Source organism: Vibrio sp. Isolate23 (assembly GCF_022398095.1).
Taxonomy (GTDB): Bacteria; Pseudomonadota; Gammaproteobacteria; order Enterobacterales; family Vibrionaceae; genus Vibrio; species Vibrio coralliilyticus_A.
Genome location: NZ_JAKEUV010000001.1, coordinates 103,041 through 128,808, shown reverse-complemented (window position 1 = coordinate 128,808; position 25,768 = coordinate 103,041). Strand labels below are relative to the sequence as shown.

General features: G+C 44.9%; 21 protein-coding genes and 2 tRNA genes. 18 read left to right on the top strand and 5 right to left on the bottom strand.

The features are described from left to right. Positions 1–30: 30 nt before the first annotated feature. Positions 31–501, bottom strand: coding sequence for a CreA family protein (locus L1D31_RS00640; protein ID WP_239835173.1), 471 nt, complete (start codon positions 499–501; stop codon positions 31–33). Between the two features lie 149 nt (positions 502–650). On the opposite strand from L1D31_RS00640, the gene L1D31_RS00635 reads away from it, so the two are divergent. The 13 genes from L1D31_RS00635 to nirD all read left to right on the top strand — a co-directional run bounded on the left by L1D31_RS00635 (position 651) and on the right by nirD (position 14,349). Continuing rightward, positions 651–1,151 (top strand): flavodoxin, encoded by a 501-nt coding sequence (locus L1D31_RS00635; protein ID WP_239835172.1) that lies wholly within the window; start codon positions 651–653, stop codon positions 1,149–1,151. Positions 1,152–1,380: 229 nt separating this feature from the next. Next, the gene (locus tag L1D31_RS00630; protein WP_239835171.1) at positions 1,381–2,028 is read left to right on the top strand and encodes an HAD-IA family hydrolase; all 648 of its coding nucleotides are present in this window, start codon (positions 1,381–1,383) and stop codon (positions 2,026–2,028) included. A 285-nt stretch (positions 2,029–2,313) separates the two neighbouring features. Further along, positions 2,314–2,400 (top strand) — tRNA-Leu (locus L1D31_RS00625). Positions 2,401–2,412: 12 nt separating this feature from the next. After that, positions 2,413–2,486: transfer RNA gene (locus tag L1D31_RS00620), tRNA-Cys, on the top strand. A gap of 407 nt (positions 2,487–2,893) precedes the next feature. Next, positions 2,894–5,491 carry a nitrate reductase gene (locus tag L1D31_RS00615; protein ID WP_239835170.1) on the top strand — a complete coding sequence of 866 codons (2,598 nt, stop codon included), beginning with the start codon at positions 2,894–2,896 and terminating at the stop codon, positions 5,489–5,491. An 11-nt stretch (positions 5,492–5,502) separates the two neighbouring features. After that, positions 5,503–6,384 carry a uroporphyrinogen-III C-methyltransferase gene (gene cobA, locus L1D31_RS00610; RefSeq protein WP_239835169.1) on the top strand — a complete coding sequence of 294 codons (882 nt, stop codon included), beginning with the start codon at positions 5,503–5,505 and terminating at the stop codon, positions 6,382–6,384. Beyond that, a complete protein-coding gene (locus L1D31_RS00605) occupies positions 6,381–7,337 on the top strand; it encodes a glycosyl transferase family protein (protein ID WP_239835168.1) in 957 nt (318 codons plus the stop codon). Before cobA ends, L1D31_RS00605 begins: the two co-directional genes overlap by 4 nt. Positions 7,338–7,430: 93 nt before the next feature. Then, positions 7,431–8,012 (top strand): ANTAR domain-containing protein, encoded by a 582-nt coding sequence (locus L1D31_RS00600; protein WP_239835167.1) that lies wholly within the window; start codon positions 7,431–7,433, stop codon positions 8,010–8,012. Between the two features lie 261 nt (positions 8,013–8,273). Next, positions 8,274–9,647: a CmpA/NrtA family ABC transporter substrate-binding protein gene (locus L1D31_RS00595; protein WP_239835166.1), complete on the top strand. Its 1,374-nt coding sequence runs from the start codon at positions 8,274–8,276 to the stop codon at positions 9,645–9,647. 61 nt (positions 9,648–9,708) lie between these two features. Then, positions 9,709–10,677 (top strand): ABC transporter permease, encoded by a 969-nt coding sequence (locus L1D31_RS00590; RefSeq protein ID WP_239835165.1) that lies wholly within the window; start codon positions 9,709–9,711, stop codon positions 10,675–10,677. Between the two features lie 12 nt (positions 10,678–10,689). After that, a complete protein-coding gene (locus L1D31_RS00585; protein ID WP_239835164.1) occupies positions 10,690–11,532 on the top strand; it encodes an ABC transporter ATP-binding protein in 843 nt (280 codons plus the stop codon). A 10-nt stretch (positions 11,533–11,542) separates the two neighbouring features. After that, the gene (nirB, locus tag L1D31_RS00580) at positions 11,543–14,026 is read left to right on the top strand and encodes a nitrite reductase large subunit NirB (RefSeq protein ID WP_239835163.1); all 2,484 of its coding nucleotides are present in this window, start codon (positions 11,543–11,545) and stop codon (positions 14,024–14,026) included. Next, positions 14,023–14,349: a nitrite reductase small subunit NirD gene (nirD, locus tag L1D31_RS00575; RefSeq protein WP_239835162.1), complete on the top strand. Its 327-nt coding sequence runs from the start codon at positions 14,023–14,025 to the stop codon at positions 14,347–14,349. Before nirB ends, nirD begins: the two co-directional genes overlap by 4 nt. A 44-nt stretch (positions 14,350–14,393) precedes the next feature. Here the strand turns inward: nirD and L1D31_RS00570 are convergent, their stop codons facing one another. Then, a complete protein-coding gene (locus L1D31_RS00570; RefSeq protein WP_239835161.1) occupies positions 14,394–16,724 on the bottom strand; it encodes a cytochrome-c peroxidase in 2,331 nt (776 codons plus the stop codon). A gap of 206 nt (positions 16,725–16,930) precedes the next feature. Then, positions 16,931–17,368 carry a DUF4174 domain-containing protein gene (locus L1D31_RS00565; RefSeq protein WP_239835160.1) on the bottom strand — a complete coding sequence of 146 codons (438 nt, stop codon included), beginning with the start codon at positions 17,366–17,368 and terminating at the stop codon, positions 16,931–16,933. 104 nt (positions 17,369–17,472) lie between these two features. Between L1D31_RS00565 and L1D31_RS00560 the strand changes: the two genes are divergently transcribed. Both L1D31_RS00560 and L1D31_RS00555 read left to right on the top strand, forming a co-directional pair. Further along, positions 17,473–17,988, top strand: a complete 516-nt coding sequence (locus L1D31_RS00560) for a GNAT family N-acetyltransferase (RefSeq protein ID WP_239835159.1) — start codon at positions 17,473–17,475, stop codon at positions 17,986–17,988. After that, positions 17,988–18,377 carry a nitrous oxide-stimulated promoter family protein gene (locus tag L1D31_RS00555; RefSeq protein WP_239835158.1) on the top strand — a complete coding sequence of 130 codons (390 nt, stop codon included), beginning with the start codon at positions 17,988–17,990 and terminating at the stop codon, positions 18,375–18,377. The genes L1D31_RS00560 and L1D31_RS00555 overlap by 1 nt, the downstream gene beginning before the upstream one ends. A 7-nt stretch (positions 18,378–18,384) precedes the next feature. Here L1D31_RS00555 and L1D31_RS00550 read toward each other — a convergent pair whose 3' ends face one another. Next, the gene (locus L1D31_RS00550) at positions 18,385–19,545 is read right to left on the bottom strand and encodes an MFS transporter (protein WP_239835157.1); all 1,161 of its coding nucleotides are present in this window, start codon (positions 19,543–19,545) and stop codon (positions 18,385–18,387) included. Positions 19,546–19,743: 198 nt separating this feature from the next. Then, positions 19,744–20,178, bottom strand: coding sequence for a thioredoxin TrxC (gene trxC / locus L1D31_RS00545; protein WP_239835156.1), 435 nt, complete (start codon positions 20,176–20,178; stop codon positions 19,744–19,746). Positions 20,179–20,352: 174 nt separating this feature from the next. Between trxC and L1D31_RS00540 the strand changes: the two genes are divergently transcribed. The 3 genes from L1D31_RS00540 (at position 20,353) to L1D31_RS00530 (ending at position 25,706) form a co-directional block, all read left to right on the top strand. Continuing rightward, complete coding sequence (locus L1D31_RS00540) at positions 20,353–21,441, top strand: ketoacyl-ACP synthase III (protein ID WP_239835155.1); 1,089 nt, start codon at positions 20,353–20,355, stop codon at positions 21,439–21,441. An 83-nt stretch (positions 21,442–21,524) separates the two neighbouring features. Then, a complete protein-coding gene (locus L1D31_RS00535) occupies positions 21,525–22,655 on the top strand; it encodes an exonuclease SbcCD subunit D (RefSeq protein WP_239835154.1) in 1,131 nt (376 codons plus the stop codon). A 9-nt stretch (positions 22,656–22,664) separates the two neighbouring features. Next, positions 22,665–25,706, top strand: coding sequence for an SMC family ATPase (locus L1D31_RS00530; protein WP_239835153.1), 3,042 nt, complete (start codon positions 22,665–22,667; stop codon positions 25,704–25,706). Positions 25,707–25,768 lie beyond the last annotated feature (62 nt).

The window sequence follows — 25,768 nt, the reverse complement described above, 5'->3', positions numbered from 1 at the left end:
GCCAAACTGAAACGTTTGGCTCTTTTTCGTCTACTTTTTCGTAGTGTGGATGCCGTATGCCTTTGTGCCCCATAATGGCACGGTTGAAAGGCTATGCTTGAAGCTGCCAGATGTCTCTTTCGTCGAATATGACAAGTACATTAGTGTTTGGTTTTCGGCATCAAAAATTCGACGTACCTTCATGCTTTTAAAGAAAATACTTTTCGACTTCTTAAATACCACTTCGCCACTTTTTGATTTATCAATGGCCGCTAACATTTCAGGGGTAATTTCCCCTGTTTGACGACAAGAAATTGAACTATCACTTGGATCTGCGAGGCTCAGGTCGGCTTCAATAGAGGCAATATGGCAGGTAACACCTGTAACCACCGGATCCTTGAGGTGATTCAGTTTGATGTCTTTTAGTGTGAACAAGCCTAGGCTGACATCGCCAACTTCGCTATTGTCACAGGCTGTTAAACCTAAGGCCAGCAATGATACGGTCGCGATTTTTTTGAACATGATGTGAGTTGTCCTAATGATTGAATTCCGTTTGTTAACTTGCCTAGTTTGACACAGATGACAGCAGATATCCTTAAAATACTTGAGACATCAGATCGTTATCGCTAAGCTTCACGGTAATGACACATAAAATACAGTAGTCACCCAGTATGACCGAAAGTGTGAATCCAATTGTTGAGGTCAAGAATCAATGGCTAAGTCAGCACGTCGATGTGGAGTTTCCGACTCAAGAAAGCCTTGCAGGGAGAGCTCTGTTTCTAGAAAAAAGCGCAGATAGTCAGTTCAAAAAACTGGATGATAAGCTTGATGCTGGTACTGATTTCGTTACGCAAGATATATATAAGGTGGACTTTCATCGTCTGACGGTGATGTTCTCTTTACTTCAGTCGAAAAGGTGGGAACAGCTGCGGGATCAAGAGCTGATAGTTGAGTTTTTGAGCCAAATTATCTTCTCAGAGCCATGCGATCTTTATGTAGGTTTTCAAAATGGAGAGCCCACTGCTGCAGCTATTGTAACCAAACTAGACAACACATTATTGATTTCTGATGTGGTGTCATGTGTTAGTGAGCCTACTGCATTTATTGCCTCTTTACTGGGTCACCCCAGCGTAGAAGCATCACTATTCTCGAATATATACATCGAATCATAAAGCCTATAACGATAGTATAGACATGGTTATCCGCATACCAATTAACGCTTCTTTTTAGTCCACTTGGTGTTATTAGTATTGAATTCATGCAATTAGCATATCAATTAGTGACACGTCCGGTATTTTTATCATCAACTAAGTGGTATTTGATTGAAGTGTTAACCCCATCATTCCAATCTCAGTTACCTCGCATAGTATTTGACGAGTACCTTATAGAAAGGAAACTGGAATGGGTAAACCTCAGACTCAATGTGTGATCTTCGATTGTGATGGAACCTTAGTGGATAGTGAAAGGCTTTGTTGTCAGGCACTTTGCGATGTGTTCAACCGATACGACGTTCACTTGTCTTTAGAGACGGCAATAGAGCATTTTGAGGGAGGTAAACTGGCCGATATTCTTACCGATATGCGAGACCGGTTAGACTTAAATGTTTCATTGGACGAACTCGAGCCAATATATAGAAAGGCTCTGGAAAAGCGGTTTGAGGCCGACTTAAAGCCAATGGAAGGAGTATTTGATGTTATTCAATACCTAGAAGCAAAAGGCATTGAGTATTGTGTCGCTTCAAATGGTCCAAAAACAAAAATTGAAAAAACACTGCAAATCACGGGTCTGTTGCCCTATTTCAAGGGCAAGATCTTTTCGGCGTTTGATACCAATAGTTGGAAGCCTGAACCTGACTTAGTCCATTATAGTGCGATGAATATGGGATTTAGTCTCAACGAATGCATCTATGTCGATGATACGCCAAAAGGGTTGGAAGCAGGGATACGAGCAGGAGTTAAGACAATCCACCTAGTCGGCCTTAACAATAAGGTTCATTCAGAAAATATTGTGAGGATTAAGACTCTAAAAGAGTTAGAAACTTTGCTCTAGTGGAGCCACGCAGTTAGGCATAAATATGTTTTGTTTGTCTTCTCGTCTCTTTTGCTAACGGCTTTTTAATACCGAGTACCTAACTTCCAGTGTGACTTGAACAACGAGCATAACGAACGCCTTTTGCTCAAAGTGCTCGTCAATTATCCCGCAAAGTCTGGTTTTTAACCGTTTGAATCAAAAAGACAAAATTTTTATTGATCTCAAATCTCAATCCGTTAAAGTACGCCTCGTTCTCACGGCACAGGCCGGTGAGAGATGGTGTTACCATCGCATGATTGCGTTGCCCTGGTGGTGGAATTGGTAGACACAAGGGATTTAAAATCCCTCGGCGTTCGCGCTGTGCCGGTTCAAGTCCGGCCCGGGGCACCATCTAAAAAATGAGGCGCGTTGGCAGAGTGGCTATGCAGCGGATTGCAAATCCGTGGACCTCGGTTCGACTCCGGGACGCGCCTCCATTCTCTTTAAGAATACAGTAACCAGCTTAGGCTGGTTTTTTTGTATCTGCGTATTGAAAAGCTCATTTTAGAGAGTAGCGATATTACTATCGGATGATTGTTTTCCTATTAGCTTTGTCTCTTCGGCTCATCACTTATAGTTGGTAGTTCCAACCTATCCGCCTCTTCGTAATATAAAAGTTACCTTTTACGGTGACTGATTGAAAAATCGAACCACAATGGTCATAAACTGCACGGTATTGGTGCGGACTTAGTATGTAAGCCTAATTAACCAACTGAAAAATATGACTTTATTCTATGGCATTACATTTGCTGTAGAGATGATTGGAAAACAACAACGTCACAGGCAAAGAAGCCTCCTTCACTATTTTCAGTGAAGGAGGCTTCTTTATTTCAAGGAGTGAGTGATGACAATGGAATGTATTAGCACAGCTTGTCCTTATTGCGGAGTTGGCTGTGGTATCGAGGTGAAACTAGGAAAAATACAAGGTGACAATTCTCATCCGGCAAATAATGGTGCACTTTGTGTGAAAGGTTCAGCGTTGGCTGAGAGCCTCAATATGCCGTCTCGTTTGCTTTACCCTAAGTTCAATGGCAAAGAAATCAGTTGGGATGAAGCGACAGATGTGATTGCAGAAGCCATGAACAACTCAATACACACGGAGGGTCCTGATTCTGTAGCGATGTATGTATCAGGCCAGCTTCTGACTGAAGATTATTATGTCGCAAACAAGCTGATGAAAGGCTTCGTTGGCAGTGCAAACATTGATACCAATTCACGGCTTTGCATGTCTTCTGCGGTAGTGGCACATAATCGTGCGTTTGGGGAAGATGTGGTACCGGTCAACTACAGCGACCTAGATAAAGCCGAACTCATTGTTATATGCGGCGCGAATACCGCATGGACACACCCAGTGATATTCAGGCGTATCCAGCAAGCAAGAGAAAAAAATCCAAAGCTGAAACTCGTTGTGATTGATCCTCGAAAAACGGTAACGGCTCAACAAGCGGATCTTCATCTTTCTATCCCCAACGATGCTGATATCGCGCTTTTCGATGGGCTTATAAGGCACTGTATTGACACTGGCTGCTTGGATACTGAATTTATTGAGCGGAACACCTCAGGCTTCAACCAGTTAGCGGAAAAGATCAAAAGTTCCAAATTCACTCTCGTTCAACTGAGCGATACGCTTGGTATTGATAAACAATCACTGCTGACATTTTATCGCTGGTTCAGTGAAACGCGAAAAGTGGTTACGGTATTTTGTCAGGGTGTAAACCAGTCACAAACTGGTTCAGACAAAGGTAATGCGATCATTAATGCGCATTTAGCCACTGGCTCTATTGGTATGGAAGGCGCAGGACCGTTTTCGATTACTGGCCAGCCCAATGCCATGGGTGGGCGTGAAGTCGGCGGGCTGGCCAATCAGCTAGCGATTCATCGCGGCTTCGACCAAGAATCGATTGACGTTATCAAAGCGTTTTGGCGCTCACCTGATATTGCGACAAAACCGGGATTGAAAGCGGTAGAGATGTTTGAAGCGGTTGAACGCGGTGATATCAAGGTTATCTGGATCATGGCGACGAATCCCGTGGTATCCATGCCGGATCATGACTACGTCCGTCGAGCATTGGAACGCTGCCCAATGGTCATTGTTTCTGACATCACGCCTGATTCGGATGTTGCGAAATACGCCGATCTCCTTTTACCGGCGGCTGGCTGGGGAGAAAAACAGGGCATGGTCACCAATTCAGAAAGGCGCATGACTCGACAACGTCGATTTATTCAACCACCAGGGTGTGCCAAGCCAGACTGGCAAGCGATTTGTGAAGTGGGCAAGAAGCTCTGTGAGCGAATGGACATAGCAAACGGATTTGGTTTCTCTAATGAAGTGGACGTATTTAGAGAGTTCGCCGCCATGACAGCACTGAATCAAGACTCATCGTTGATGCTTGATCTCTCTGAACACGCAGATATTTCCGAACAAGAATATGACAATTGGAAACCTCAGCAGTGGGGTAAAGACAAGCCATTTTCAGATGGGAAATTTAGTTTTCCTGATGGCAAGGCAAAATTTGTTGTCAGTGCCCAAATGCCAGAAGCTGAAGACCCCCACTGGTGGCTCAATACAGGTAGGCAGCGAGACCAGTGGCATACAATGACACGAACAGGGCACATTGCTCATCTGGCTGCCAGCGAACTGGAGCCTAGAGTTTATATGAGCCAATTATCCGCCGATCTATTAGGTGCTAAAAAGGGTGAGTTGGTTAGAGTCGTGAACGGTGACAACAGCATACTGGCTAAAGCCACGATTGAAGAGAGCCTGCCGATAAAACAGCTGTACATGTCGATGCATTGGGCTGGAGATTATGCTGGAAAAAGTCAAGTTAATGCGGTGGTAAGCCGCTTAGTCGACCCTCATTCTGGGCAGCCAGCTTTTAAGTCCAGTCGTGTTGAAGTATTGCCAGAGAAGATTGCTAGCTACGGTTTGTACATTGGTGCTCAATTCTCTAAAGAGGCTTTTGCTTACTGTGCATTTCAGGCGGAAAAGCAGTCTGGCATTTGGCGATTTGCTAATACAAAACGCGTATCCAAGTCTTACGGTCAGAAATCTAACCAACAGAGGATTACGCTTGATCTGCCAGTAGGCTGGTTGGCTTTTGATTATGAAGAGACCTCAAGTTGCCGTATTGTCACTTCTATCCTTGTTGTCTCCCCCAAGCCTGTTGAAATTGACTACACCAAACTGATTGATTTGATTGGCAAACCACTGTCATTTGCTGAGCTAATTACGGTTGCTTCGAGTGAGAAGTCCAGCCAACTGGTATGTAGCTGTTTTCGAGTTAGCGACAAACAGATCACTTCTGCTTTGGAGAGTGGCGATTGTCACAACGTTTCCCAATTACAAAATCATCTTAAATGCGGCACTAATTGCGGCTCGTGTATTCCTCAGGTTGAAGCGTTAGTGAATGAGCATAGTGCTAAGACAGCAGTGATGAAATAAAGGGGTTTAAGATGAAATACGATATCAATCTAAGGGAAGGTTCATATTCAGATTTGAAAGGTGCAAGCTTCAGCGAACACCGTCGACTGTATAACGATTCTTGTAAGCTACACAAACTTGACCGCTATCGAACAAAAGGAAAAGTCTATCTAGTTGGCGCTGGCCCCAATGACCCTGACTTACTGACCGTCAAAGCGTTAAAACTAATTAAGCAGGCTGATGTGGTGGTTTACGACCGATTAGTCAATCGAGAGATTTTAGATCTAGCAGAAAAGGCCGAGAAACTGATCTATGTAGGCAAACGTTGTGGTCAGCCAAGTTTAAAGCAGGAAGAAATCAGTCAGATTTTGGTGGATTTAGCAGAGTCTGGCTACATGATCGTGAGGCTTAAAGGAGGCGACCCTTTCATTTTTGGTCGTGGTGGTGAAGAAGGGCTACTGCTGGCGCAAAACCACATTGATTATGAAGTAGTACCTGGCATCACAGCCGCAATTGGTTGTGCAGCGGCGTCCTACATTCCATTGACGCACAGAGCGTTGGCCCGAAGCGTGACGTTTGTGACGGGGCAAGTCGTATCAGGCGCACTTCCGGCGTGGGCTCAACTCGTATCGTCTGGGCAAACACTGGTGTTTTATATGGGGTTGGAAAAGGCCAGTGAGATACAAGAGGGATTACTCTGTCTCGGTATGAGAGATGACTTTCCTTTAGCGGTAGTGACACACGGGTGCAGCTCTCAACAGAAAGTCCATGTATCAAGCTTAAGCCGCCTAACAAGTCTGTCAGAAGCGCTGAAAGGTGTGAGTCCGGCATTGATTATCTTGGGGGAAGTCGTCACACTTCGTGAACAACTTAACGTGACCGTAGAGTCGGTGATTTCTCAAGAGGTAACATGAGCATAATTCAGGAATGTATTCGAACAGTGGGTCGAGGTGAACGAGGCCGTAAGCCGCTGACGTTTGATCAAGCTTTTCACGTCATGGATGATTACCTTGATGGACGATGCGACGATGATCAGATGGCTATGCTGTTGATGCTGATTCGTGTGCAAAATGAAACTCGTCAGGAAATCGCTGGCTTCGTGAAAGCATTTCAATCTCGAGTACCTAATATTAGCGCTGATATTGACTGGCCATGTTATGCAGGTAAAAGAAAAGCCGCAGGTAAACCATGGCATCTGTTGGCAGCGAAAATACTGGCTGATAGTGGCAGAAAAGTGCTCTTTCACGGATATCATGATAGGCCAGCTGGGCGAGAGCATGCAGAAGATTACCTGAGTGTGCTGGATGTCAAAAAGGTAGAGTCCGCTGAGCACGCCAAGAATGTGCTCCAAGAAAGCAACATTGCATACTTACCACTCAAGCATTTCGCGCCTCAAGCCGAAACCATGATTGGTTGGAAAAATCGCTATGGTTTACGTACCCCAATTAACACTGTGGTGAGAGCGCTAAACCCAGGTGGTGCCAAGATTGGCATTCGTGGCAGCTTTCATCCCGGATTCCAGCAGTTGCATGCCGAGGTAGAGAGTGAAATCGGGTTGACTCGCCATGCGGTTGTGTCCTTCAAAGGCCAATCTGGGGAGTCTGAATATAACCCTAAGGTCAGTCAAACGGTTTGGATGAGTACGCCTTCCGGTGTGGAATCGCACTATTGGACGGAACAAATGCTAACAGACATTCCATTGCCTGATGAGTGCCCGTTAGGCACGCCAGAGGAAGAGCTGAATATGATGGCGAACACCGTTGTTACCACAATGGCTAGCATTCTGTTTGCTGAAACGGGCGATAAAGACAGATCCTTTGAGCAAGCTTATCAGCTATGGTCAAAACATTGTGAGTCTCGCTCATAAGCATTATTGAGTCCCTTCCTAAGTTGACTTAATCACTCTGGCACATTCCTTGTTATGTCTCTGTACAAGCAAAGAGATAAAACAAGGAATGTTATGCAAAAGAAAATCTCTAAAACTCCCACCATTGTTTGCTGCGATTCGCTGGAAGAACAAGCAAGGCTGACCACTTTATTGGCTCAGGATTATGACGATGTCATTGGATGTCAGCTCAACCAATTTGAAACCTTGTTGCAACGTGAGCCGGGTGCCAATGTTGTAGCGGGTTGGAAACAGCCCAGTGCGGAACTTCGTTTAATCATTGATGTTTGTCGCGAGAAACAGCGGCCATTACTCGTCGTGATTAAGCAGTTTTTATCCAATGATATTAATCGTTTACCAGAGCGTATGGATTACGTTTTGTTACCTGCCGATTCTGATCTTAGCCTTAAACCTTGGCTCGAACATGCCGCTATTGCGAGGGCATCATTGCTGGCGATGGAGTCAGAAATTGAATCCTTAGCAGGGAAACTGGAAGAGCGAAAAATGATAGAAAAAGCCAAAGGGTTGCTGATGAAAATGCATAATGTGGATGAAGAGTCTGCCTATAAAGCGATGCGAAAATCTGCAATGCAGTCGAGCCAGACCTTGGCTCAAGTGGCGAAAAACATATTGATCACTTTAGAAACCTTGAAATAGCGAGCTACCTCTTTGGGGTTAGGCATAAACTTCCGTAATGGTGCAGTATGCACAACTTAATAGCATCAATCGTTTCGACTAAACGCTTCAGGTTAATAAGATTATGAAATAAAAAGAAAAATAGTATTGGCACGTAACTTGGAATAGATAATTTAGAAATTTGGTTCACACGCGATTCAACGTTACCAACGGCGGTAATGAAGGAATGCAACGGCGCTACTGCTCGAAAGAGCAGTAGCGCTCTTTATTTGGAGAAAGCGAATGAAATGGACGTCAACTTTTAAACAATCACTATTGGCTCTTCCCCTAGCATTATCGGTCTCTGTACCGTCTGCTTGGGCTGAACTCGGCGAGCCTGAACTGGAAGATCTCAAGTTTGGCTTTATTAAGCTCACTGATATGGCACCGCTTGCGGTTGCTTACGAGAAAGGCTTTTTTGAAGGTGAAGGGCTTTATGTCACGTTGGAAGCGCAAGCTAACTGGAAGGTTCTGCTTGACCGTGTCATTGACGGTGAGCTTGACGGCGCGCACATGTTATCTGGTCAACCTTTGGGAGCAACCATCGGTATTGGTACACAGGCTGAAGTTATCACTGCGTTTAGCATGGACCTAAATGGTAATGCGATCACGGTCTCTAATGATACTTGGGAAGAGATGAAGCCACACATCCCCAAACAGGCTGATGGAAAACCTGTTCACCCAATCAAAGCGGATGCACTCAAACCAGTTGTCGAAAGCTACCTTGATGAAGGTAAGCCCTTCAACATGGGGATGGTGTTTCCAGTATCGACACATAACTACGAACTACGTTACTGGTTAGCTGCAGGCGGGATACACCCTGGCTACTACGCACCTAAAACGGGTGATAACAGCGGACAGGTCAATGCAGATGTATTGCTGAGCGTGACACCACCACCACAGATGCCAGCAACCATGGAGGCGGGTACCATCAAAGGTTACTGCGTAGGTGAACCATGGAATCAACAGGCGGTGTTTAAAGGGATTGGCGCGCCGGTCGTCACTGATTATGAAATCTGGAAAAACAACCCAGAAAAAGTATTCGGCGTGTCGAAGTCATGGGCAGAGAAATACCCAAATACCCACATACGGGTTGTGAAGGCGTTAATTAGAGCGGCACATTGGTTGGATGAAAATAACAACGCGAATCGAGACGAAGCAGTCAAACTGCTGGCGAAAAGTGAGTACGTTGGTGCAGATGCAGAAGTGATCGCGAATTCAATGACGGGAACGTTCGAATACGAAAAAGGTGACAAGCGAGCTGTGCCAGATTTCAACGTCTTTTTTCGTTACAACGCAACGTATCCTTACTACAGCGATGCTATTTGGTATCTGACGCAAATGCGCCGTTGGGGTCAAATCTCTCAGGAACAATCGGATGACTGGTACATGGACATCGCGAAAAAAGTCTACCGACCAGATATCTACCAGCAAGCAGCCGATGCATTAATAGAGGACGGTGTTCTGACTGCGAAAGATTTCCCAGATTTCGCTAAGGAAGATGGCTTTCGAGCTCCTCAGACCCATTTCATCGACAACATTGTTTACGACGGTCGCGAGCCTAATGCCTACCTCAAGAAATTCAGTATTGGTTTGAAAGGTAAAGACAAGGTTTAGAGGCAATGAAGGGGAGCAATCTGCTCTCCTTTAAATGGAATTAAGAAGTAAAGGAGTAAGTATGCCTAGCAATGTCATATCGCTGGTTTCCAGCCCTAAGCTGGTGGCTAATAAAAGTAAACTGATTCTGTTCCCTCTGATCGGCATTCTGATGTTTCTCATGTTTTGGCACTTAAGCGCCCGTCAGGTCGAAACATCACTCGGTACATTGCCGGGACCAGTTCAGACATATCATCAGTTTAGTAATCTGGTTAACGAACATTGGCAAGAGAGAGACAAAGAACAAGCTTTTATTGAACGTCAGGAAAAGCGCAACGCAGTAAAGTTGGCAAAGAATCCTGAAGCAAAAGTGAAGATAAGGCCTTATACAGGAAAGCCGACATTATTTGACCAGATCATCACCAGCCTAATTACGGTGGCAGCCGGATTTTTGTTGGCGACACTGATTGCCATCCCACTCGGGATAATGCTAGGTCTCAACCAAGGGCTTTATCAAGCATTTAACCCAATCATTCAATTACTAAAACCAGTGTCGCCATTGGCTTGGTTACCTATTGTCACCATGGTAGTGAGCGCGACCTATGTGAGTGACGATCCTTTGTTTGCGAAGTCTTTTATTAACTCACTACTGACGGTTGCTTTGTGTAGCTTATGGCCGACTTTAATTAATACTGCTTTAGGTGTTACGAGTGTCGACAAAGATCTGATTAACGTCAGCAAGGTACTGCAGCTCTCTTGGTGGCAGCATATTCGAACCATTGTTCTGCCTTCAGCTATTCCTATGATCTTCACCGGCCTCAGGTTATCGCTAGGTATTGCATGGATGGTACTCATTGCGGCCGAGATGCTGGCGCAAAACCCAGGGCTAGGGAAATTTGTCTGGGATGAATTTCAAAACGGCAGTTCAGCATCACTAGGGCGGATTATGGTCGCTGTTATTACGATTGGCTTTATTGGACTAATGCTCGACAGAGGAATGTTACAGCTTCAGAAATGGCTTTCATGGAACAAACAGCAAGCATTGCGATAAAAGGAATTAATGATGTCAAAACCACTATTAGATTTGACGCAACTCGGAATGCGATTCCCGACACCCAATGGTGAGTTTATCGCGCTGAAAAATGTCAACCTCCAAATTAATAAAGGCGAATTTGTGTCGCTGATTGGCCACTCCGGCTGTGGTAAATCAACAGTCCTCAACCTTGTCGCTGGGCTACACCTACCCACTGATGGTGGCGTGATTGTCGATAGTCGTGAAGTGAGCGGGCCAGGACCAGATAGGGCTGTTGTGTTCCAGAATCACTCCTTACTCCCTTGGCTAACGGTGTATCAAAACGTTGAGCTGGCGGTAAAGCAGGTGGCGGGTGGTAAAGGTAAGCACTGGATTCGCGAGCAAGTTGAGCACTACCTTGAACTGATTCAGATGACTCAAGCCGCAGATAAAAAACCGAACGAAATCTCTGGAGGGATGAAACAACGTGTTGGGATCGCTAGAGCACTGGCACTCAAGCCAAAAGTCTTGCTTATGGATGAGCCGTTTGGTGCGTTGGATGCACTAACACGTGCACGCCTTCAGGACTCATTAATGAACATTCAGGCGGAGCTAAACAACACCGTGATTATGATAACTCACGATGTTGATGAAGCTGTGCTGCTTTCAGACAAGATAGTCATGATGACTAACGGACCAGCGGCAACCATTGGTGAAGTTCTGGAAATTGAACTTCCTCGTCCACGAAATCGCGTGGAACTGGCGGATAACCCTGTTTATCAGCGCTATCGCCAATCTGTTTTGAAATTCTTGTACGAAAAACAATCGAAACAAGAGTTGCCAGCAGATAAGAAAAAAGTAAACAGCAAACCTGCACCTGCGAAGACAGCATAAGGAAGTGAGTATGGAACATGTAGTGATTGTCGGAAATGGCATGGTCGGCCACCACCTTGTCGCACAGCTTGTCGAGCGTGGGGCGCATTTGGAAAAGAAGATCACCGTGATTGGTGAAGAGAGGTTTATAGCCTACGACCGAGTTCAATTGTCGTCTTTGTTTTCGGGAAAGTCTCATCAGGATCTAATGCTGAGTAGTGAGGAATGGTATCAGAGACACGGGGTTGAGTTGGTTCTGGGTAGTCAGGTGACTTCTATCGATAAGCAGGCTAAACGTATCGTACTGGATGGCGAAGATATTCTTGGCTACGACCAGTTGGTGCTTGCGACGGGTTCGTATCCTTTTGTTCCGCCGATTGAAGGCAAAGACAGAAAAAACATCTTTGTTTATCGTACTTTGGAAGATCTTTCTCAGATTAAACAAGCGTGCCAAGGGGCGAAAACAGGTGCGGTTATTGGCGGTGGATTGCTAGGTCTTGAAGCCGCAAATGCGTTAAAACTGCTTGGAGTTAAGACCCACGTTGTGGAATTTGCGCCACGCTTGATGCCTGTCCAGCTCGATCACGGAGCAGGCACTGTGCTAAAAGAAAAAATCGAATCCATGGGGCTGAGCGTTCACAACTCAATGATCACAGAAAAGATTTGCGATGGCGAAACCGCTCGGCATCGTTTGGTGTTCAAAGACGCTGAACCATTGGAAGTGGATGTCATTGTGTTTTCCGCAGGCATACGGCCACAAGACGCACTTGGTCGGGAAGCAGAGCTCACATTGGGGGAGCGAGGTGGCATTGTGATTGATGATGAATGTCAGACAAACGACGCAAACATCTATGCCATTGGAGAGTGCGCGTTGTGGCAACAAAAGATATTTGGGTTGGTTGCCCCCGGATACGCCATGGCGCGGGTAGTGGCAGACAAGCTCACAGCACGAGAAACGACAGGATTTACGGGCGCTGACATGAGCACCAAGCTCAAACTGCTTGGTGTCGATGTAGCGTCGATTGGTGATGCTCATAAAGCGACGGAAGGCGCACAGGAGATGACCCTGCAAGACACGGTGTCCGGTGTTTACAAAAAGCTAGTTGTCGATGAAACGGGTAAATTTTTGCTCGGGGCTATCTTAGTGGGTGACAACTCAGACTACGATGCGCTACTGCAATGCTATCTCAATCAAACTGAACTTCCCGATCACGCCGCCAATCTCCTGCTTGATACCAGTATGCTGCAAGGAGAAATGAACGATACAGCGATCATATGTTCGTGCCACAACGTTTCCAAAGGCGATTTAGTGTCGGCCATTCAGGCTGGTGCACATGATTTAGATACCCTGAAAACTCAAACCAAGGCTGGGACAGGCTGTGGTGGCTGTAGCAATATGGTTAAGACAGTACTGGATGCTGAGCTAATGGCGATGGGTGTTGAAGTCAATAATCATGTCTGCGAACACTTTGAAATGTCTCGACAAGAGATGTTTCATATTTGTCAGGTCGAGCAAATCAAAGACTTTGACACTTTATTGAGAAAGCATGGCAAAGGCTTAGGATGTGATCTGTGCAAACCAACCGCAGCGTCAGTTTTTGCCTCGCTTTGGAACGAACACATAATGGAGCCTCAACACAGTGCGCTTCAAGACTCGAATGATGCATTCATGGCAAACCTACAGAAAGACGGCTCATATTCGGTCGTCCCTCGGGTTGCGGGTGGTGAGATTACACCGGAGAAGCTTATTGTACTTGGTGAAGTCGCGCAGAAGTTTGATTTGTACACTAAGATCACCGGCGGTCAACGAGTCGACCTTTTTGGTGCGCAAGTGGAGCAGCTACCGGAGATCTGGCAAACACTGATCGATGCTGGCTTTGAAACGGGTCACGCCTATGGGAAATCACTTCGCACAGTAAAATCTTGTGTGGGTTCGACATGGTGTCGCTACGGCGTTGACGATTCTGTAGGGTTAGCGATCGAATTGGAGAACCGATACAAAGGCTTGCGAGCGCCACATAAGATTAAGTTCGCGGTTTCAGGGTGTACGCGAGAATGTGCAGAAGCGCAAAGCAAAGACATTGGTGTTATCGCAACAGAAAAAGGTTGGAACCTTTATGTGTGTGGCAATGGGGGAATGCGCCCAAGACATGCTGATATCTTAGCTTCAGACCTGACTAAAGAGCAGTTAGTACAACTCATTGATAGGGTATTGATGTTTTATGTCAGTACCGCTGACCGTTTGCAACGAACCTCAGTGTGGATGGAAAACCTTGAAGGCGGTCTTGAGTATCTGAAACAAGTGGTGATCGAGGATTCATTGGGTTTGTGTGACTCACTCGAAAGCCAAATGCAGCATATTGTCGAGACCTACCAATGTGAGTGGAAGAGTACGCTGGAAAATCCGGACAAGCTCAGCAAATTCCGTCCTTTCATCAATGACGACTCAGCGAGCCAAGTACTTCCTTACCAGCGAATCAGAGGACAGCGAATTCCAGTTAAGGAGGAGCTATGATTACCGACCAGAAACTAAAAATATGCCGATTGGATGACTTAGTACCCTACGAAGGTAGGGCTGCATTAATTGACGGCGAACAAGTGGCGCTTTTCCGAATTCCTGATAAAGGCGTTTTTGCGATACAAAACTGGGACCCGATAGGTAAAGCTTACGTGATGAACCGAGGCATCGTCGGTGATGTGAGAGGCGAGCTGTGTGTCGCTTCTCCTCTCTATAAGCAGCATTTCAGCCTAAAAACAGGTCAATGTGTTGAACAACCAGACGTAAAGCTCAAATGCTGGCCGGTGGAAGAAGAAACTCCATATCTAGTATTAGTCTAAATATGGAAAAGAGGGCTGATACTGAAGGATATCAGCCCTCATTATTATTGGAATGTTAGGCCGAGTTCGGCTTCACTTGCGCTGTCATCTCGCACTTGTGTTGAAATCGCTGACATAAATGAGTCAAGAGCGAGTAATTCCTCTGTAGTCATCCCAAGCCTTTCAATCAGTGGTGAAACCTCAGGGAACTTCTTGTCATATTTGTTGGCATATTGGGGGAAATTACCACTACGATTTCGTGTCATACCGTTGTTGTACATAGCAAGAAGGCCGAAAATGCGTCCGCTGCCCGTGACGATACTTAAATCAAATAAACCAAGGTGTGTTACCGGATCGGTAGATTTTATATCTCGAAGCATAGGCACTCGGAACTTACCCATGTCAGATGGATTTCCTGTTACGTTGTAGCGTCCTCGATCTTCGAGACTTCGACCATAATAAGTCAGCCCGATATTTTCAAATTGGTTGTTGGTCATTAATGGACCACTATGGCAATTCATGCAGCGAGCTTTGGTTCTGTATAAATGAAGGCCATGAATTTGTTGATCGGTCATGGCAGTGCGGTCGCCTTCAAGGAACTGGTCAAAGGCACTTTTCTGGCTGATGATGGTTCGTTCAAACGTTGCGATTGATTTAGCAACTCGATCTAGAGTGATCTGGTTATCGCCAAACGCGGCGGTAAATAATGGCTTGTATTCGTTAATGTTATCCAGCTTATTTAACATCTCATCATGGGGGAGGCCCATTTCAATCGGGTTTGAAATAGGGTGTAATGATTGTTCTTCGAGAGAAGAAACACGTCCATCTAGGAATAGAGTCTCATAGTAAGCTGTGTTAAGAATGGTTGGCGTATTTCTTTTTCCGGTTTGCCCATTGATACCTACCGCGGCTCTGAGCCCATCAGCCCAACCTTTGCTCGGTTCATGGCAACTCGCACAAGAGATGGTATTGTCTTTTGACAAGCGCTTATCGAAAAATAATGCCTTACCTAATGCCACTTTTTGTTTCGAATATGGGTTATCGCTTGGAAAAGGGACAGCAGGTTTCAGGCCTAGTTCTTTCCATTCCACTCCGTCATCCACTGTTGGATGCGGCCAGTTTTCAGGCGCTTGAGAGTATTGGCTTCTTAGCACTGCGAGATCGACGGGAGTTTCTGTTGGCGATATGTTAAACCAAACATCATAAGGCTCAAAATTATGTAATATTGCTACAGCGGATGAACGTTCATTCGGGGCTGTTAGCACTGCGCTACCTGTAGAGAAGGACACCAGTGTCGTGTTTTCTTCATCATCAGTGGCCCAGAAGCTGGAATCTGGTGATAGAAATGGAAAAGTATTAGGAAACTTACTATCGCCACCATCAAGTAGGGTGGTTAGTTCAGCTACAGCTGGCAATCGCCACCCCGCTTTCTTACACAGTTGGGCTTGATTAGCGGATACAATAAGCCTCTTCACGGTTGTGTTGTCTATATTGCCTGTCTTGGTGCGATCAAAGTGCCACAGCCTTGTTCCGTAGTTGCGAAGCGAAACTCGGCGAATATCATCGGCACAAGCCCAAGGCGTTTGTTCATATGATCGAGACTGATGTTTCAGCGGCCATCCATTAGTGTCTAGACGTAGAAAGTCCGCGACTTCTGGGTTAGTTGGCTCGATTTCGTTAAACAGGTTGGCACGCGCGTCACGTACTGAATCACTGTTGCTGGCGAAAAAAGCATTCTTGGCTGATTCGTCATTATGAAAATCAGTCATCATCTCGTATGTCGACTTGTAGTACAGCTTCCCTGGATTTTGCTGAATGACATCGGCAGCAATCATTAAATCCTGTACTTCTTCCAGGTAATCTGCGTTTATGGAATCCAAGTTTTTTTGTTTGATCTCGTCATCCGATAGTAAGCCGTTCTGGTCTTTATCTGCATAGGCAAATTCTGCTGTGGTGCGCAGTGAAATACTGATAGGAGGTGTTGTCGATCTAGTGTCGTCATCTTCACGAGTCGTTAGAGTTCGTGTGGATTGTGACGAGGCTTGGTTACTATTGATTGCCTCAAGTGTGGCTACATTGTCAGTTAACGATTTGTATGTGTCATTGGTCATGTCGACACTGATCTGCAATGGCTCGTTGAGATTAGCTCCAGCAGGGATAGTTTCGTGAATACTTCCATCATCAGCTACCGTGCCTTGAATTAACAAGTTCGTGGTGAGTTGTCGAATAGTGTATAAGCTGCCTGCAGCATCAGTGCTGTCAACTTGAGCTTTCACTGAGATGTCACGCATTGTTGCTGTAGGGAGGCTTGTGGTTGAATCAGGAGTGGTGTTGAGTCCGTCGTCTAAACAACCGGTAGTGAGCGAGGCGAAAACGACTGACAAAGCGATAGCCATTTTGCTTCTAGAAAAAGAGATAAACATACTAGATTGCACTTAAATGATAATGATTATTATAGTTATTAACTATTGGGTTGGAGAATGTAAGTGATTATTTGAGAATGTGCAATGGCAAGGATCTATTAGATATTTATATCTGGCCCTGTTTGTTGATTAATTACTCTAATTGATGAAGGAATGTCAATGGGGATTTAGTTCTGGCTCTATGCAGAGCAGGGGCTTGGCCTCAGCTTTATTTCATGTTGACGTATTGGCATCAAATCAATGGTTTGCTTAATATTTTCCCAATCTGTTTCTTTACCCCAACGAAGTTTTTCGGAACCATCCTTGCCTATTAGTATTGCCGTGTGTGTACCCGGTTCGATACCGTAGGCTCTGAACATGCTCAGTAGATTAAATTCGTTTTTAACCCAAGATGGAATGGTAAAGCCGTCTTGGGTTATGACCAGAGTAATAATGTCACGATCGGAGAGTTCACACTCATTGATCAAGGTTTCGAGCAAGAATTGCTTCACATGTTCATCATTGGTTGGAGCGAAATAAATGACACTTCTATGAGACCATTTGTGTGAGTGGGCAGGATAACTCCACGCCAAGCCTATACTCTGAACAAGCAATAATACGAGAATAAAGCTACGCATGTTTGGCCTCCGCGGAAAATTGGGCTTTCAAACCTCAATCACTTTCTACGTTAAGTGTAGGTGGTAAGCTCACCTCTAACCTAAGTAATGCGTAAGCACTTGATATGGAAAATCTAGAAACTCATCGTTTGATACTGCGTTTACCAACAGAAGATGATGCCGCTTTTATTCAGTCACTCTATAACACCGACGGTTTTCTACGCTTTGTTGGTGACAAACAGATTAGAAACCGAAGTGATGCCACTGAGTATATTCGCAACAATATCCTTGCGATGAGAAGGGAAAAAAGTGTCTGCTTGTTAATCGTAGAAAATAAATCAGATAGCGAGCCGCTTGGTGTTTGCGGCCTGATAAAGAGAGACGATTTAGAGGCTTATGATATTGGTTATGGTTTTATGCCGGCTTCACATGGGCAGGGCTATGGGTTAGAAGCAGGGCAAGCCATTATTAAATATGCACAACAGCGTCGTGATATTGATGAATTAGTTGCGATCACATCTTCGGATAATGAAGGCAGTAAGGCTCTATTAAATCGACTCGGTTTTACCTACGTCAAAGTTCAAAATCAGATAAGCGATAAAGTAGACTTACTTCTGTATCAATTGTCATTCACAGACTAATGAAATTTACTCATTCGAATATTTTACAAGGTAATTTGCTGACGGAGTTTAAAACGGTCAGTGCAATGATTGCGATCTATTGCCGCGATCATCATGGATTGCCAGACGGTTGTTTGTGTCATTCGTGCCTAGAGCTGAAAGAGTATGCTGAGGTGAAGCTTGATCGCTGCCCGTACGGTCAAGGCAAGCCGACCTGCAATAAATGTCCGATCCACTGCTATAAGCCTGAACCCAAAGAAAAAATGCGGCAAGTCATGCGTTACTCGGGACCAAAAATGTTGCTACCTCATCCAATTCTTGCGGTTCGGCATTTGATTCATGAACGAAGAGCAGCGCCAGATAGGCCGGTTAGTGGAGTGTCTAACCGGCATAGAAGGAAGCAGAAGTGATGGGAGGTTATTCTCCAGCGACAGCTTGGTGTTTTGCTTTAATACTCGCAACGAGCATATATAAGCAAGTAGCGAGTAGAATTGCGAACAGGTATCCCATCAGTCCATGGTCACTCGCCATATACCAGCCAGCAACGATAGGCCCGAATACAGAACCTACGCTATAACTGAAAAGCATGACTTGGGTCGCTGAGACAATATAGTGCTGTTCCAATTTATCGCAGCCAAGGTTTATCGCAATTGGGTATAAAGCAAAAGCCGCAACGCCAAGCAGAAATACCCCGAAGGCTAATACTCGAATAGTATCGTCTAGCAGAATCATGCTGCTCGAAGCAGCACCAAGTAAGCAAAAGAAGGCCATTAATAAAGTGCGGCCAAAGTACTTTGACATCAATGGAACCAATGGCTGAACCGCCATACCACCGAGTATAATTAAGGCCATTAATCCACCTATGTCGTCATGGGCAATCCCTTGCTTAGCTAACTCTAGCGGCATTAAGCCGTAAATCGCGCCAAGGATCAGGCCAGAAACAATACAGCCAATAATGGCTGCATGGCTCAATCTGGTGATCTGTTTAAGTGATAGATTGGTTGTATGTGCAGACTCTGGCTGGTCGCTTTCCCCAAACCACAGCACTACGATTGCAAGAAGTAACAAGGTCGAAATTGCAATAAAAGGTACGCCGCCATGGATACCCAATATACCAATGCCCAGCTGACCAAGCGCACTTCCACCATATAATGCAGCCATGTACAGGCCAAGTCGCTTTGCTCTGGCTGTTTCATCGCCATGTAATAACCAAGATTCCACAATAACGAACACACCAGCGACCGCGATACCAGCAAAAAAGCGTGCTAACATCCAAGAGGTTGAACTAGGGAATATAGGTAATGTACAAATAGTCGTGATGAATAGGCCCAAACAAAGAACAAACGCATTTTTGTGGCCTAGCTTAGTGACTAAAGGTTCAATCGCAATCGCACCGACTAAAAGACCTGCATAGAATACACTGGCTAACCAACTGGCCAACGAATTGTCTAGCCCGTAATCCGATAGCATCAGTGGTATCAGGCTCATTAGGTAGCCTGACGCAACCGCATAAAGAGCCAGCGCAATCACAGGGACTGTGATGCGAGCTTTTGGTGCAGGAGCAAGAATGTTTTCCAACGTCGTAGCCTCTTGAGTTCATTAATAAAGTGGAACGTATTTTGGGCGCGACTATGAGGTGGTTTTAAGGCAGGGTAAAACGAATAATTTTGGTCGTGTCGATAAAAATCATTTTTCGATACGATTGTTTATTATGAGTAAAAAAAGACCGCTCATAATCCATAAAAGCGGTCTGTTAATTTGAAATGTTCGATATTTTTATTTCAGTAATGCTTCATTAAGCCATTGATCAAATTGACCTTTAGGTAAGGTGCCATTGATTACATCGATTCTTTCACCGCTTTTAAACACCATAATCGTCGGAATGCTTCTAATTTGGTATCTAGCTGCAAGGTTTTGCTGGCTTTCGGTGTCTATTTTTACAAATCGAACATTATTTGCTCGCTCTTTGGCGACATCTGAAAAAACAGGTGCAAAGCCAACGCAAGGGTTGCACCAAGGTGCCCAAAAATCGACGACGACAGGATGGGGGCTGTTTAAAATTGTATCAAAGTTGAGTTCGGTTCCTTCAACGGGTGCGCCATCCAGTAAAGGCGACTGGCATTTACCGCATTTCGGGCTTTCAGACACTCTTTCATTAGGAACACGATTGACACCTGAACAAGAAGGACAACGTGTATTGAATGTAGACATGACTTTTCTCTTGTTTGTGTTTTTCTACGCAAGTGTGACGTCCATTTTACCAATTAGGTGACACCACAGATATTCGCTAGTTATACTCTGAAAATAGTATTTTCCCAAGAGTTCTCTCAGTCGGACTGAACAGATCGAATGGGCGCTAACTCGAATAAAAATAAAAGGCTTCGAATGACCACATTCTATGCAGAAATTACAGGTTGGGGTAAATGTGTACCACCAACAACGCTCTCTAACAATGATTTAAGCACCTTTATTGAGACTTCAGATGAATGGATTCGCACGCGCACGGGGATTGAAAATCGCCGTATTAGCCATGTGAACACGTCTGACTTAGCCACAGTGGCTGCTAAGCACGCACTGGCATGTTCAGGCCTTGAAGCGCGCGATATCGACCTACTGATAGTTGCAACGTGTTCACCAGATTCCCTCATCCCAAATATTGCCTCTAAAGTATCGCAAAACCTCGGTATGATTGGCACTACAGCGTTTGACCTAAATGCTGCGTGTACAGGCTTTCTCTATAGCCTAGAGACAGCGACTCGTATGATTCAGGCGGGCAGCTACCAAAATGCCTTGGTTATAGGTGCAGAGCGTCTATCTTTCTTTATCGACTGGACAATGCGCGATACGGCTGTGTTGTTTGGTGATGGTGCCGGTGCAGTAGTACTGAGCAAAACAGATAAACCTGTGGGCTTACAACATGCTCAGCTCGGCTGTGACTCAAAAGGGCGCGATATTCTATCTGTACCTAAATTTGGCACGTCTATGGATCGTTTTGCTGCAGATAACGGCTACTGGGATTTTAATTTTGTAGGTAAAGAAATTTTCAAACGTGCAGTCAAAGGCATGGGTTCTGCAGCACAAACTGTACTATCTCGCAGTCAACTTTCGACGGATGACGTTGATGTCGTTATTCCTCATCAGGCGAACATCCGTATCATTCAAACGCTTTGTGATTTGTCAGGTATTAGCCAAGATAAAGCGTTTGTTAATATCCAGAAGTATGGAAATACCTCTGCTGCGACAGTGCCATTAGCCTTGTGTGAAGCTATGGAGCAAGGTTTTGTTAAGCCTGGCGATAACCTACTTCTTGCAGCGTTTGGTGCAGGTTTGACATGGGGAGCTGGTCATATCAAGTGGGGTGACCGCGTAACACCTTTGGGTCAAAGTGATGCAGCATTACCTGAAAATGATAAGTCTGCTCTCGAATTACTCGACGAAGCGATCAGATTCTGTAAGCAGCACGCTCCTAATTAGCGAATCTTAACGCCATTCTGGATAGGAGGCTGTCCAGAATGGTATTATCTAGCCCTAGACGATAAGAATAACGCAGGGCTTAAATGAAGTTTCTTCACACCTCTGATTGGCATCTCGGACGCCAGTTTCACAACGTTTCTCTCCTTGATGATCAAAAAGCGGTACTTACCCAATTGATCGAATATATACAAATACACCCTGTCGATGCTCTAGTGATCGCTGGCGATATTTATGATCGCTCTGTTCCTCCAACCGCCGCGATTGAAGTAATGAATGAATTCGTTAGCCAAGTGTGTGGTGAACTGAAGTTGCCAGTTATTCTTATTCCCGGTAATCATGATGGTGCGCAACGGCTTGGCTTTGGCGCTTCACAGATGAGAAACGCGGGATTGCACATCATTGCAAATTTTGAAGAGATGTTGGAACCGGTTGTTCTGAATACTGACGCCGGGGAAGTCGCCTTCTATGGGATGCCATACAATGACCCTGAATTGGTGCGGCATCATTTTAGTCAGCCAGTTTCGACCCATGATGATGCTCATCAACTGCTAAGTGAAGAAATTAAGTCCAAGTTTAAGCCTAACCAAAAGAATGTGTTGATAAGTCACTGTTTTGTCGATGGGGCTATTGAATCAGATTCAGAGCGACCTTTATCCATTGGTGGCTCAGACAGAGTTAGCCATGAACACTTCGTCGATTTTGACTATGTCGCTTTGGGGCATCTGCACCAGCCACAAAAAAAAGGGCAGGAGTATATCCGTTATTCAGGTTCTTTAATGAAGTACAGCTTCTCAGAGCAGTTCCAAAAGAAAGGTATAACGCTGGTTGAAATCACTAAGCAAGGCTTTCAATCTGCTACTCATATTGATTTAACCGTGCCTCACCAAATGCGAATTATTGAAGGTGAGCTAGATGAAATCATTGCAAAGGGAAAGACTGATCCTAACCAGTACGATTACTTGTTGGTCCGTTTGCTGGATAAACACGCCATTCTGAACCCTATGGAAAAGCTTCGTACCGTTTACCCCAATGTTCTACATATTGAAAAGCCCGGCATGTTAATGGGTGTCGAGCAAGAAATGGCTCAGGCCAAACTGGCACGAAGTGAAGTGGATATGTTCAAAGATTTCTTCCTCGAAGCACAAAACAGTGAACTTACCGAAGCGCAAACTGATGCCATCAATGACATCATTAATCAGTTAACGAAGCAATAGGAATAAGTGATGAAACCACTCTTACTAACAATGCAGGCATTTGGTCCTTTTGCTAACACTGAAACTATCGACTTTACATTGCTGGGTTCCAATCCGCTGTTTTTGATTAACGGCCCAACAGGTTCAGGTAAGACTTCAATTTTAGATGCCATTTGTTTTGCTTTGTACGGCCAGACAACGGGCAATGAAAGAGAAGGGACGCAGATGCGCTGCGATATGGCTGCGCTTTCGTTACCGACCGAAGTGGTGTTCGAATTCGCACTTAAGGGTAAGAGCTACAGAGTCACGAGGTCACCTGATCAACTTGCGCCTAAAGCACGAGGCGAAGGAACAACAACACGTAAGCACACCGCCTCTTTGTATGAAATTACGCATCAAGAACGACTGATTACAAGCAAAACGGCTCAAGTAAAGACGGAAGTCACGGATTTGATTGGTTTGAATGAAACGCAATTTCGACAGGTAATGGTGCTACCGCAAGGAAAATTCCGTGACCTTTTACTCGCGAGCTCTAAAGAACGAGAAGAAATATTTGGTCAGCTATTTCAAACCGATATTTACAAGAAAATTGAGTTTGCACTCAAGGAAAAGGCAAGCACCATCATCAAATCGAAAGATGAATTTGATAATCAAATTCGCGGTGCGCTTCAGGTTGCGGGAGTGAATAGTGAAGCGGAACTTACCGAGCATATCGACTTGCTTTCTAAACAGTTTGAAGAGCTTACTTTAAGTGAAAAGGGGCAGTTAGAGAAGCTGAACCAATCGAAACTGAATCAACAGAAGGCAATTCAGCTCAAAACTGAGTTTGAAAGGTTAGCCACCGCTGAACGTACGTTGTCTGATCATGCTCAACAAAGAGAGGCTAATGAGCAGATAAAGCACAACCTAACGATTGCGCGACAGGCAAGCAAGTTAGACCTTCCTTATGCGAATTGGTCATCGGCTTTAAAGCTAGTTCGTGATACTACGGAAAAAGGCAATGCGCTTGAAAAAGAGCTTCGAGCTTCAAATCTTGCGCTTGAAGAACATAAACAGATCCTGGATAGCGTAAATCAACAAGCTCAAGCACTCCCTGAGCAAACGGATAAGCTTTACTTCTTGGATGATATCAAAGCCAAGTTATTGGAAAAGCGCGAGCTTGAGCTAAAAATAAAAGACTCTACAGCAAAAAAGAAAAGCTATGATGAGACTTTGTCTAAGTATCAGGCACACAAAGAAAAACTTTTATTAGAAGCCACTAAAGCTCAACAAGAGTTTGAAGCGGCAAGGTTGGCTATGACGGACAAATCAGCCCTTGAATCTGAACTGATGCGTTTATCCCATTTAATCAAGGATTTAACTAAGAAGCAGAATATTTCGAAAGATCTAGAGGTGTTTGATGCTGAACTCAAGCCAATGCTTTCTCGTCAATCTGAGCTTAAGACCAGATGGGAAAAGTTGCGCAATGAAGCTGATAGAGGTGAAATACGTTGGCATAATGCTCAAGCAGCCGTTCTTGCACAAAGGCTACAACAAGATCAGCCATGCCCAGTATGTGGCAGCAAAGAACATCCAAATCCGACTTCATTTGAAGGGGAAGAAGTCACTAAAGAGCAGGTTGAGCAATGGCGTCATCAAGAACGCCAATCTTTGCAAGCTTTGAATGAGCAAACTCAATTGGTGGAACAGCAAAAGTTATTGATTGAGCGCCAAAAGAGTCAACTCAATGAGCTTCAAGCCGAGTTAGGAGAGCACTCAGCTCTGTCACTCCATGTAGTTACAACACAGCATGCAGAGTTAAAACTTAAACTCGAGAGGCTGGTGGCCATCAACCTCGAACAAATGCAAGCGACGGTGACAGCGTTCAATCAACGTTGTGACAATGGTGAAAGCGAGATTAACAAGCTCAAGGAAGAAATATCAGCACATGTTGCCACAGAGAACACCCTCCGACAAAGGTTAGATATGCTGGCTCAATCCATAGGTGAAAAATACCAATCTATTGAGCTTGTTGAAGCAGAGCATACGCGGATCAAAACATCCATCGAGTCAGTTCAAAAACAGCTTGAGAAGGCCAATGAGACTCAGAAAACACTCGCTAAACAGCAATCGGCACTTGAGGGTCAAAGGCAAAGTAATATTGAATCGTTGGAAGAAGCACATCGACAATTAGATAAAGCTCAGACTGAATGGCATATCTCAATAGAGGATACGCCGTTTACAAACGAACAGCATTATTTAGACAGTAAAGCCACAGAAGAGCAAATTGAGCACTGGGAAACGTCAGTGGATGCCTATGCACACATTGAGGTGAAGCTTAAGCAAACCATTGAGGACTTGAAACACTCGCTCGAAAATCAGTCATTGCCTGATTTAGAGGAGTTAGATAAACAAGTTGCCCTACATAGCCAAGCATATGTGGAGGTGAGGAATCAGCTAGATACGATTCGCTCCAAGTTTGAACGCTATCAAAAGGTGTGTAGAGATATCGCTAAACTGCATGAGAAGAACACCGAGCTGGAAGCTAAATACCAAGTGTACGGAACGCTCTATGATGTTGCGAGCGGTAAAACTGGTAGCCGTGTGAGTCTGCACCGATTTGTTTTAGGCGTGCTACTGGACGATGTATTAATACAGGCCTCTCAAAGACTCAGCATAATGAGTAAGGGGCGTTATATTCTCTCCCGCAAAAAGGATGGATTCAAAGGTTCTGCTGGCCGTGGGCTTGATCTGGTTGTGGAAGACAGTTACACAGGCAAAAGTAGAGATGTAGCCACGTTGTCAGGGGGAGAGTCCTTCATGGCCGCCTTATCTTTAGCACTCGGTCTTTCTGACGTTGTTCAGTCATACAGTGGTGGTATTCGCTTAGATACGTTGTTTATTGATGAAGGTTTCGGGAGCTTAGACCCAGAGTCATTAGATCTTGCCATTCAAACGTTAATTGATCTGCAACAGACTGGAAGAACGATAGGGCTGATTTCTCATGTCAGTGAGCTAAAAGAACAGATGTCACTGCGTGTAGATGTTCAGTCAGACCGAGCGGGAAGTACGATAACAGTAAATGCTGCATGAGTTAGCATTTACTGTTGATATTCTGGTGGCTTATCATTAAGTGTGCTAGTTATTAGTTAAAA